The 9,661-nt window shown below is 64.1% G+C and carries 6 protein-coding genes; 5 read left to right on the top strand and 1 reads right to left on the bottom strand.

All coding sequences use genetic code 11. The features are described from left to right. Positions 1-189, bottom strand: a 189-nt coding sequence (locus tag Q8O14_11655) for a hypothetical protein (protein MDP2361382.1), incomplete at its 3' end; no start/stop codon positions are given. A 345-nt stretch (positions 190-534) separates the two neighbouring features. Between Q8O14_11655 and Q8O14_11650 the strand changes: the two genes are divergently transcribed. The 5 genes from Q8O14_11650 (at position 535) to Q8O14_11630 (ending at position 8,569) form a co-directional block, all read left to right on the top strand. Further along, entirely contained in the window at positions 535-1,866 is a 1,332-nt protein-coding gene (locus Q8O14_11650; protein MDP2361381.1) for a hypothetical protein, read from the top strand. 377 nt (positions 1,867-2,243) lie between these two features. Next, positions 2,244-5,069, top strand: coding sequence for a M1 family aminopeptidase (locus Q8O14_11645; protein MDP2361380.1), 2,826 nt, complete (start codon positions 2,244-2,246; stop codon positions 5,067-5,069). 277 nt (positions 5,070-5,346) lie between these two features. Continuing rightward, positions 5,347-5,742, top strand: a complete 396-nt coding sequence (locus Q8O14_11640; GenBank protein ID MDP2361379.1) for a transcriptional repressor — start codon at positions 5,347-5,349, stop codon at positions 5,740-5,742. A gap of 91 nt (positions 5,743-5,833) precedes the next feature. Continuing rightward, positions 5,834-6,442 carry a glutathione peroxidase gene (locus Q8O14_11635; protein MDP2361378.1) on the top strand — a complete coding sequence of 203 codons (609 nt, stop codon included), beginning with the start codon at positions 5,834-5,836 and terminating at the stop codon, positions 6,440-6,442. Positions 6,443-6,604: 162 nt separating this feature from the next. Then, complete coding sequence (locus tag Q8O14_11630; GenBank protein MDP2361377.1) at positions 6,605-8,569, top strand: C10 family peptidase; 1,965 nt, start codon at positions 6,605-6,607, stop codon at positions 8,567-8,569. Positions 8,570-9,661 lie beyond the last annotated feature (1,092 nt).

Below are 9,661 nucleotides of genomic sequence, written 5' to 3'. Positions count from 1 at the left end.
CCGGCGCGCCCGCAGATCGGCGTCCAGGCCCGCCACGTCCACCTGGTCCGTCATGCTGATCAGCACTGTGATCGACTCCGAGGCGGATCGACCCGCCACCAGCCGTTCCAGCCCGCTCGAAAACGTGCCCGCCATTGCGGAACCAGCCAGGGCCGCAACCACAAGGAAGCCCGTCAAGGCTCGTCTCATTCCAGCGCTCCTTGTTTAAGGCCCGTCACCAAGTGTTCAAGATTGGTCGCGACCAAGCGCTTCAACCACCCGGACACGAGCCTTTTGACACTTCTTGGCGGGCAGGAAGTGAAAAAGTGTTGCTGACTTCGAATTGATGATGGCTTGAATCATTCCGAACGACTGCCTCAGGATCCAACGGCGCAAAGGTCATGCCCAGGGTCCATCAACCCTCATGCATGAATTAAACGATGGTACAGCTTCATCTCCCTGTCGAATGTGTACCCCCGTCCTGGGTCGATCAATTCTTCCACACGACGCGTTCAGCCCACGCCGCTTCTGCCGGAATGCTATGCTGCCCCTGCCATGAAGATCGAGTTCGCACCACCCCGACTTTACCAGCCGGCACGGGAAATCATCCGCACCCTGCGCCAGTCGGGCCACGAAGCCTTCATCGCCGGCGGCGCCGTGCGCGACTACCTGCTGGGCCGGGTGCAGACCGACCTCGACATCGCCACCTCCGCCACTCCGGAGCAGGTGCGCGCCCTCTTTCCCCGCACCTTTGCCGTTGGCGAGAGCTTCGGCGTGGTGATCGTCCGTCACTGTGGCCGCGACTTCGAAGTGGCCACTTTCCGCGAGGAGGACGGCTACATGGACGGCCGCCACCCGGGGCAGGTCCGCTTCTCCACCGCCCTGGTAGACGTGCGCCGGCGCGACTTCACCGTCAATGGCATGCTGTGGGATCCAGAGACCGGCGAGTTGATGGATTGGGTGGGCGGCCAGGCGGATGTGGCCGCCCGGCTCATCCGCACCATCGGCCCGCCGGAGGAACGCTTCGCCGAGGATCGCCTGCGCATGCTGCGGGCCGTCCGTTTCGCCGCCCAGCTGGGCTTCGGCGTGGACAGCGCCACCCTCCAGGCCATCCGCGACCATGCCGGACATCTGGTGGTGGTCAGCCTGGAACGGGTGCGTCAGGAACTGGACAAGCTCCTGGCCGCCCCGGCCGCGGGCGTGGGCTTGGATTTGCTGGAAGACGCGGCCTTGTGGCCCGTGCTGTGCCGATGGCTGCGCGAAGAGGCCGGGAAGTGGGATCAACACCGCGCGCCCTGGCTGGGGAGCGGTGCCAGCGGCCATTGGCGACAGGCATGGAAAACGGCCAGCCGGACGATTGCGGTGCCGGGGCGGTGCGACATGCAACGTGGTGGCTTGGCCTGCCTCTTGCTGGATGTGGCGGGCCATGAGTTTGCGGAGCTGACGCCCGGCCGCATGCGGGAGGCCGCCCACGCCCTTGCCTGCCTGATGCGGTCCTTGCGGGGCTCCCGGCGGGATGTGGCCATGATGGAAGAGCTTGCCCGGGTGCTATGCCAGCTGTCCACCTTTCCCTCCCTGCGGCTGGCCGACCAGTTGCGCATCCTGCGCGGACCTGAGTCGGACTGGCTTCGCGAGGTGGCATGCCACGTGCCACAGGCCGCGCCGGTAGCCTGGTCGCAGATGGCTCAGCTTGTGGCATACCACCAATCAAGGTGGCATCCATCTCCCCTGCTCACAGGTACGGAGTTGATGGAAATGGGTTCGCCGCCCGGTCCCGCCTTGGGAGCCATGGTCAAAGAACTGGAGGCCCTGCAGCTGGAGGATCGCTTGACCGACAAGGAGGCGGCGTGCCGATGGGCGCGGCAGACATTGGCCAGATCCACATGATGTGTATTGGAATCATATCGATGCAGCACTCTTTGAAAGAGTGGCGACCTGGCGGCATCCTGCAGTTGTTTTGCCTGGCCGGTCAGCTCCTGGCGAGTGGCCCAACCTGGGCAGCAGAGTCTCCACAGCCTGCCAGCAGCCTGTCGGGCTTGGTCGCTGTGCGGTCTTCATCGCCCCACCCGATGCTCGCGTCGGGCCAGCCGGTCCCATCCGACGCAGATTTCTTGCGAGTAAATACCATTACGCGGCGCGAAATCCCCGCCGAATGGTCCACGACATGGGCGCGAAACCCATCAAAGGCCCACGTCCGACAGGCTGCTCTGTGGGGGGGCTTCGCCGACTCCTCACGCTTCCTGCACCGCCGGCCGCTGGCACCGGTGGCGCAGGGTGACGAGCGGGTGGACAGCCTTCACGCCTACGACGCCCTGCGCTATGACGCCTCGTTGTGGCTCAGCTTTGGGCCGCCCGCCCACCTGCAGGCCTCGATGACCATCGACCTGGTGGCACGCGAGGCGCTGGACGCTCTTCAACTCCACCTGCGCGGCTACACGGTGGCGGACGTCTGCCTCAACGGCCAGGCGACCCCCTTCACCCGCGAGGCGGACCGGCTCCTCCTCGACCTGGCCGGTCATGCGCTGGCTCCCGGGGACAGTGCCAGGCTTGTGCTGCACTACGCCGGTCCGCCCGTCTGGGAGAATGGGCTGGGGCTTTCCGTCTCCCCGCAGATCGCCTATACCCTGTCCGATCCGTGGGGCACGCGCAACTGGCTGCCCTGCTTTGATGAACCGCATGACAAAGCGCTGTGGAGTGTTTCCGTGCGGGCCGACTCGACCTTTGCCACCCTGGCCAACGGCGAATTGCTTGGGATCACGCACCATGGAGACGGCACCAGCACCTGGGCCTATCGCCACGATGTCCCCATGAGCAGCTACCTGGTCAGCTTTGCATGCGGACGCCTGACCATCCTGGAGGATAATTGGAACGGCCTGCCCATGCGTTGGTTCGTCTACCCCCAGCATGTGGCACCGGCATGGCAGGCGGTGTCCCGGATGGATCAGATGTTGGCCTGTTTCACGTCCTTGTGGGGCGGGTATCCCTTCTCAAGCTACGCCATGGGTGAGGCGCCCATCTATGGTGGCATGGGTGGCATGGAGCATCAGACCTGCACAACCATCGGCAGCGGCATCATTGCCGCCGGCCTGCAGTACGAGTCGATCATCGCCCACGAATTGAGCCACATGTGGTGGGGGGACAGCGTCACGCCCGTCGACTTCCGCCATGTCTGGCTCAACGAGGGATGGGCCACCTATGCCGAAGCGTATTTCTATCAACATCTTGCCGGTGGCAGCGCAGACGCTTTCCTGGAGTACCTGCGCCTGATCCAACAGACCTATCTCAATTGGGACACGCAGTTCCAGCCCATCCATGCTCCCCCGCCCAACAACCTCTTCACCATCAACCAGTATGAGAAGGCGGCCAGCGTCCTCCACATGTTGCGGGATCTGATGGGGGAGGTCGCTTTCCACCAAGCCCAGCGCGACTGGCTGGCGGCACACCGCCACGGCACGGTGGACGCCCGGGAGTATCAAGAGGCGATGGAAGCCGCCTCTGGACTGGATCTGGACTGGTTCTTCCAGCAATGGATCTACCGGGGTGGCTACCCGACCTACCACACCGTGACCGAGCAGCGGGAGGAGGGGGACTTCTGCCGCATCCATTTGACGGTCAACCAAAGCCATCAGGTGCAGGAGTCCTTCCGGGCCCGCCTTCCCATCCGCCTCCTCACCAGCGCGGCGCTGCTGGACACCTTCGTCTGGATCGAAGACCCCTCCACACAGCACAGTTGGCTTCTGCCGGGCGTTTTTGACACCCTGCTTTTCAACCATCGGGAAACTGTCCTTTGTCGTCACGTCACCGTGCCACCGCAGCCGGGTCCTCCGCTGTGGCAGGTGCGGAGTTTCACCATGGACGACAGCGAAGGCGGCAACGGGGACGGCGACCTGGCCCCAGGCGATTGGGCCTGGCTCAGCCTGACCGTGGAGAACGTGGGCGGCTGGGACACGGACATCCAGTTCAGCCTGGGCAGCTCCACCCTGGATGTGGCCGGTGCTTGGGAGCCCGTGCCCGAGGCCGGCGGTGGCACAGTTGTGACCCTGCCGACTGGCCACGTGCAAATCAGCGGCTGGAACCAGTCGGGGATGGCCTATGCCGACCTTGTCCTGCATTCCACCAGCTTCGGCCACACCGCACAGACCAGCTCCTTCCGCCTGCCCATGGGCGACCCCTGGCTCCTGCTGGCCATGCCCGGCTCCCAGATGAATCTGCTTCCCTACTACGAGGATTCGCTTGATTCATTGCGCGTCTTCACCGATCACCTGCGCGTTGATCTCGATCCGCTGCCCCCCCCCGGGCTGCCCGACCACAGCGCCCTGCTCTGGTTCACCGGAGCCGGCGGCCAGGTGCTGGAGGCCGACCAGCAATCCTACTTGCGCGGGATCCACACACTTGCTCAAGGCACGGTGTTCGTCAGCGGTCAGGACGCCTGGGACCAGCCCGCGGCCGAATGCCTCTTCCAACCGCTCAGCACCAATGTGGCCGATGTGGTGGTGGATGGCTTGCCCGGAACCGTGTTTGAAGGTTTAAGCGCCCTGCTCATCGGGGCGGGCGGAGCCGGCAACCAGGTCGGCCGCAGCTCTCTGCAGGCTTGCGAGGGTGTCGAATACTCCGTGCCGCTGGCCGTCTATCGCAACAGCCAGGAAGCGGCCATCCTGGGAGCTGCCCATTGGGACATGGAGATGACCTTGTTCGCTTGCGGCTTCGGTTTGGAAGCCATCTCCGGCATGGCCAACACCAACAGCCGGCAGGAATGGATGGGCGCCGTGGTCGAGTTGCTGCAGCCGGGCACGCCCCTGCCTCCCCGGGCAAGCGGGCAGCGAGCACCCGCTTTCACGCTTGGCATGCCACATCCAAATCCCTTCAACCCTATGGCACGCATTCCCTACACACTGCATCGATCGACCAACCTGCTGATCACCTTGCATGATGTGGCGGGCCGCGAAGTCGCTGTCCTGCACAGGGGCGAAGTGTCCGCTGGATCCCACACGCTGAGGGTGGACGGCCGTGGTCTGGCATCGGGGCTTTACTTCCTTGCACTGGAGGATGGGACCGAAGAGGCGGTGCGGAAGCTCTTGCTGATCAAGTGACACGATGCGGGGAACCGCCAGGCGGAAAGGGAACAACCTGACTGTGCCGATATGACAACGGCCTCCGAGGGAGGCCGCTGTCTGGGAGGTGTGAAACGGGTCGTGCCCATGACGGGAGAAATCCGCCAGGATCCCGTCACGTGCGATGATTAACGTCATGAAATGAAAAGGGAATGTCAACAAGACTCGCGAAACACGTCCAGGGATGGCGTGCGCCTCGGCAATCCGCGCACCGATCATCCGCCACTGAGGGTCTCCGTCAAATCAAGAGAGCTCTATGCAACGTGACACTCGGCAACGACGCGCCATCCGCGAGGTGATCCTGAAGGAGGCTCGACCGCTGACGCCCCTTGAGATCCTCTCCTTGGCCCAGGCGATCGTACCCCGCATGGGCCTCGCCACGATCTACCGAAATCTGCGGTTGCTTTCCCAGGAAGGATTCCTGCGCGAGGTGCACATTGCCGGTGAAGCCCCACGATTCGAGCGCTCGGACACGGGACATCACCACCATTTCTATTGCTTTCGTTGCGGGATTGTCACTGAGATCAGCGGGTGCCGGCCTGAGGTGAACAGCCTCGTGCCACCGGGATTCGTCCAGGATTTCCACGAACTGACCTTCTACGGTGTTTGCGCAACCTGCCAAGCCGTTGAGGACGGCAGGGGAAGCGAGTAGCCGAGCACCAAGGCCACCGTCCTCGACGGGTACACGCCTGATGTAAGTTTTGATTGCCCAACTTAACTTGCGCGGACAACGGGGAGTGGTTATGTACATGACCATTAAGTCCTTGTCGCGACAGGTCTTCTCGCTTGTCCTGCTCGCCTGTTCGGCTTGTGGATTGAACGGGCGCAGCTCCGCCGATCAATTGCAGAGAGCAGGAGGACACGTGGCGCTCGACCAGACCATCACCCGCATCGACGGCCGCGAGGAGAAGGTGGATGATTATCGCGGCAAAGCCCTGCTGATCGTCAACACGGCCTCAAAATGTGGCTTCACCAAGCAGTACGCCGGCCTGGAAGAGCTGCACCGCCGTTATGGTTCCCGCGGCCTGGTGGTGATGGGATTCCCTTGCAATGACTTCATGGGACAGGAGCCGGGCAGCAACGAGGAGATCCTCGCCTTCTGCGAGAACACCTTTGCGGTGGATTTCCCCATGTTTGCCAAGCTGAAGGTACAAGGGACGGAGGCGCACCCCCTGTATCGCGCGTTGACCGAGCAAAGTCCTGAGCCGCTGCGCGGGCCCATCAAGTGGAACTTCACCAAATTCCTGGTGGACCCGCAGGGGCAGGTGGTGGCCCGCTTCGAGCCGAAGGTGGATCCCCTGGACGCCGATCTGCTGGCAGCGGTGGAGCGGGTTCTGCCCATGGGGCTCTGAGCGCCCGCTTCTTCCATCTGACTTGGCCTGTCCTTTGCGAAAGAACCGTGGATTGGGCAGATGGCGCTGTTTGTGTTTGATTTCCGTCGAGAAATCGAGCTGGCCATGTCAAATGCCGACATAATGTCCAGGACCGCAACTCACTTTGCTTGGAGGCGACCCATGCGGCGCTGCCTGATCGTGACCCTGCTGGCCGCCAGTGCGGCCCTCGCCGCCCCTGTATCGCAGGATCTGGCCACGTCGGTGGCGGAGGCCTGGCTGGCTGTCCGGACCTACGCGGGACAGCCGCGATCGGCCGTGTCCGCCGTCGCGTGGCCCAACGCGGATGATGCGGCCGCCTGGCTGGTGCCGCTGCAACCCGAGGGCTTCGTGCTGGTGTCCGCCGACGACGCCCTCCAGCCTGTGCTGGGATGGTCGGAGCAGGGCGAGGCCACGGCCTGGGAGCTGCCGCCCGCCCTGGAGGAGTTTCTGGTCATCGTCGGGCGGGAAGTCCGGCAGGCGCGTTTGAACGGATGGGCTGCGCATGTGGGGTGGCACACGGTGCTGCGGGGGGATGCCCCCGCCAGCCGCGAGCTGGGCGTATTGCCTCTGTTGACCTGCACGTGGGACCAGGGCGCCGGATGGAATGCCTTCTGTCCCGCGGACGGCGGCGGTCCCGGCGGCCGGGTGTGGGCCGGCTGCGTGGCCACTTCCATGGGCCAGATCATGCATTACTGGCAGCAACCCTGGCAAGGCTTCGGCAGCCATGGCTACATGTCCGATTATGGCTGGCTCTACGCGGATTTCTCCGCCGCCACCTACGACTGGAGCCAGATCCAGGCCAACTCCCCCACGGTCGAGGCCGCCGAGCTCTTGTATCACTGCGGCATCGCCGTGGACATGATGTACGGGCCGGACGGCAGCGGCGCCTATGTGGGCTGGGGGAACCCCACCGCCCTGACGGCCATGCGTGACAACTTCGGTTACCCCAACGCCCAATTCATCGCCAAGAGCAACTTCACCTGGACGGGTTGGCGCAATCGCCTGCGCCAGGAGCTCGACGCCGGCCGTCCCATCCTGCACAGCGGCTATGGGAGCGGCGGCCACGCCTTCAACCTGGACGGCTGGCGCGAGGACGGATACTTCCACCTCAACTGGGGCTGGAGCGGAGCCTACAACGGCTGGTTCCTGATCGACGCCCTGACTCCCGGCGGCAACAACTTCAGCGAGGGCCAGGGCGCGGTCGTCAACCTGCTGCCGATGCAGTATCAGGCGGCGCCTGTCATGGCGCATCCGGTGAACAACAGCGAGGACGTGGCCTGCACCCCCACGCTGTTCCAGTGGGCCGCCGCCGAAGGCGCGCTCAGCTATGAGCTGGTGATCGACGACGATGCCGGATTCCAGCAGCCCGTGCTCACCTTGAGCGGCCTGACCGGCACCCAGGTGGCCGTGGAGGATCTGCTGCACTACAGCCAATACTACTGGCGCATCCGCAGTCACGGCGTGCAGGGCACGGGTCCCTGGTCACCCACGGCGGGATTCTTCACCGCCTACTGGGACCAGACGCCGCCCCCGGCGCCGGCCACGCCGCTCAACGGGGCCGTCAATGTCAACCTGGATCCCACGGTGCTGGTGTGGAACTTCGTCACCGGCGCCCAGAGCTACCGCGTGCAGGTGTCGGCCGATCCGGGATTCGCCGACACCGTGGTGGACACCACCGGCGTGTTGGCCCACTACGTCCTGCTGCGCAATGTGCTGCAGCCGGCCACCACCTACTGGTGGCGCGTCATGTGCGACGGATTGGCCGGTTGGAGCGAATGGTCGGTGATCCGCAACCTGACCACGATGCAGACCACCCACGTGCCAGCAGGCCAGGTGCCCGCTGACTGGGGTCTGGAGGCCGCCTGGCCCAACCCCTTCAATCCCGCCACCCAGCTTTCCTTCCAGCTGGGCGCTGCCGCCACGGTCAACCTCCGGGTCTTCAACCTGCTTGGCGTGGAACTGGCCCATCTGATCCAGGACCAGCCCCTGGCCGCCGGCCGGCACCACCGGACTTGGCGGGCGGAGGGCTTGCCCAGCGGCACCTATCTGGTGGTCCTGGAGGCATCCGGACGCCGCTTCGTGCAGAAGGTCACCTTGCTGCGGTAGCCCTTCCCTTGCATGATCATGATCAGGACGACACGAGCCCCCGCCCGGGGGCTCGTCCTCATTGCATCCCGAAGGAGTCGAAGCAGCGGTCTGCCATCGACCAGTGGCCTGGCACTGTGCTTGACCATTGACGTCGCAATGCCTGGAGTATCCCACAGGCGGATTGCTGATGCCACCAGACGTGAACGAGGCCCCGTCTGCCGCTAAGCTGGGGCCTCGTTCCACTTCCACCGCATCTCTGGCACAAGGATCGCATTCAATGGTACCGCAGGGGATGACGAGGTCGCACCCGGGAGGGTGAGATGGGTCACATGGGGGCGTCGGAACAACAGGGGATGGGGGACTGTCTGGGGACAGTCCGGGGACAGTCTGGGGACAGACGACTTCCTCGAAACGCTTGCCCAACAGCAGACATACATGATTATCCCGCACCCTGGGATGCTTGAGGGTCAGACTGCTCACATGGGGGCGTCGAACAGGGGCTGGTGACAGGGGAACTGTCTGCAGACAGACCGGGGACAGTCTGGGGACAGACGACTTCTTCGAAACCCTTGCCCATCAGCGGCTATACAAAGTTATTTCGCCTGCTGAGATGCTGGAAGGGTGGGATCGGTCACATGGGGCCTCGGACAGGGGCGGGACGACTGGCTGTGGACAGTCCGGGGACAGTCTGTGGACAGTCTGTGGACAGACGACTTCTTCGAAACCCTTGCCCATCAACGGCTATACAAAGTTATTTCGCCTGCTGAGATGTTGGAAGGGTGGGTCAATCACATGGGGGCCTCGGACAAGGGCGGGGGGACTGGCAGTGGACAGTCTGGGGACAGACGACTTCTTCGAAACCCTTGCCCCCCAACAGTCATACAGAGCGCTCCGGGTCCTGGGATCCGGGGCGCCTGCGCTTGTTGTCTGTCGCCCTGTCATGTGGACAGGGCAGGCCACCAAAGGACTTCTAGACCTTATGGAACGGCCGGGTCCCTACGTTGGCCGTGGGTTGATCCACGAGGGACCAGAGCCACACTGGGCAGTGCCCAGAAACGTAAGGAGCCCGGCCATGCATGAGAGTAACACGTCCACCACGTGGGTGGGACT

Source organism: bacterium (assembly GCA_030685015.1).
Taxonomy (GTDB): domain Bacteria; phylum CAIWAD01; class CAIWAD01; order CAIWAD01; family CAIWAD01; genus CAIWAD01.
The sequence above is the reverse complement of the archived record's forward strand: the minus strand, read 5'-3'. Positions and strand labels throughout refer to the sequence as shown.